1 protein-coding gene is annotated in these 236 nt (G+C 53.8%); it reads left to right on the top strand.

From position 1 onward, the window contains the following. Positions 1-236, top strand: a 236-nt coding sequence (locus tag ACYP03_RS28040) for a GDP-mannose 4,6-dehydratase (protein ID WP_459782940.1), incomplete at both ends; no start/stop codon positions are given.

Here is a 236-nt window from a genome sequence, read left to right as displayed (position 1 = left end):
GGAAGCCATTGCCCGTCTGTTTCTCACCCACAAATTCGAGAGAGTTATCCACCTGGCCGCCCAGGCTGGGGTTCGCTATTCACTGGATAATCCTATGGCGTATGCCGACAGCAATCTGATTGGTCATCTGACCATTCTGGAAGGCTGTCGCCGCCATCAGGTCGAACATCTGGTGTACGCATCTTCCAGCTCTGTCTATGGCCTCAATCGCAAGCAGCCTTTCTCGACCTGTGACA

The organism is Photobacterium sp. R1, assembly GCF_054600795.1.
This window is presented reverse-complemented; position numbering and strand designations above follow the sequence as displayed.